This window comes from Microcoleus sp. T2B6, from assembly GCF_036700475.1.
GTDB lineage: Bacteria > Cyanobacteriota > Cyanobacteriia > Cyanobacteriales > Microcoleaceae > Microcoleus.
Genome location: NZ_JAUBOZ010000241.1, coordinates 1 through 1,472 on the forward strand (window position 1 = coordinate 1; position 1,472 = coordinate 1,472).

Here is a 1,472-nt window from a genome sequence, read left to right on the forward strand (position 1 = left end):
GGGTAAATTGTCAAGGGGGTATTTACATTGGTTAAAAAATAGATGAAACTCAGAATAGGCAAGTAGTTGAGCAATTATGACCAGCCATGACCAAGACCAGAACTACCAATCGGGACCACGCGAAAAAGAAACAACGACCACTGATAGAGGATGAAGTAATTGCCCAGCAACTAGAAGCATTACTGACACCAGCCATGCTCAATCAGGAAAATTCCTACCGTCAGCTAAAACTTCGAGACCGAATTCTCAACTTGCCATTGATGATGGCTGCGGTCTTAACCTTACTATGGCGAGATGTGGCAGGGGTAAGAGAGCTGACCCGAATGTTAACGAGAGACGGCTTTCTGTGGTGTAATCCCACTAAAGTCAGCCAACAAGCACTCTCACAAAGATTTTTGACCTTTCCTGCTGAGCTGTTTGAACAAGTATTTAAGGATTTATTACCGCGTTTAAGAACAAATTGGCAGAGGAGAAATCAACGAACCTTACCAGAAAGTATTCAGTTTACATTAACAAGATTTGAGCAGATTTGGATTATAGATAGTTCAATATTAGAGGCATTATTTCGGAAATTATCAAACTTAGAGTCAGCTAAAATAGGACAATTGGCGGGGAAAATAAGTACAGTAATTGATCTAGTAACTAGATTGCCAGTCGAAATTTGGTTTACCGAAAATGCGAAAGAATCTGATGTAAAACTTGAAGAGAATATCCTCAATTTAGTCAGCGAAAATACGTTATTACTATTAGATAGAGGCTTTTATCACTTTAGTTTCTGGTTAAAATTAATTGAGCAAAAGGTTAACTTTATTACCCGAATAAAGAAAGGAGCCGCCATCAAAGTAGAGGAAGTATTTACCGATAGTTATGGACTGCGAGACCGTAAGATACGTTTGGGGTCTGGAACGAAGAAAACTCCGTTTATTACCTTACGTTTGATTGAAGTTCGTTCAGAAAAAACCTGGCATTCTTATTTAACAAGTGTGCTAGAGCCAGAAAAATTACCCCCTTATGTAGTAGCAGATTTGTATCGAAGACGTTGGCGGATTGAAGAAGCTTTTAATATTGTAAAAAGGCTGTTAGATTTAAGCTATTTATGGACGGGTTCAATCAATGGGATTAAATTACAGATTTGGGCAACTTGGTTATTTTATGCAGTTTTAGTAGATTTAGGTGATGCGGTAGCTGATGAACTAGCTCTACCTTTTGAGCAGATTTCTTTAGAAATGATTTATCGCGGTCTTTATCATTTTACTATGGCTCATCATAAAGGTAAAGCAACAGATCCAATCAAGTATTTTGCTGACCCCCAAAATCGAGATTTAGGCATTATTAAACAGCAGCGAAAACCGAATGTTAAGTTAATTATTGCCCCTTTTCCTGAAAAGCAACGAGGGTCTGACCAATTCTTTTTTAAGAACTCTCCGAAAGCCTCTTGACAAAAGACTTACAGCCTTAACTTGTCACCAATG

Annotated in this window: 1 protein-coding gene; it reads left to right on the forward strand. The window is 38.2% G+C overall.

All coding sequences use genetic code 11. From position 1 onward, the window contains the following. The first annotated feature begins 140 nt into the window (after positions 1-140). Positions 141-1,439, forward strand: coding sequence for an IS4 family transposase (locus tag QUA00_RS36665; RefSeq protein ID WP_333413486.1), 1,299 nt, complete (start codon positions 141-143; stop codon positions 1,437-1,439). Positions 1,440-1,472 lie beyond the last annotated feature (33 nt).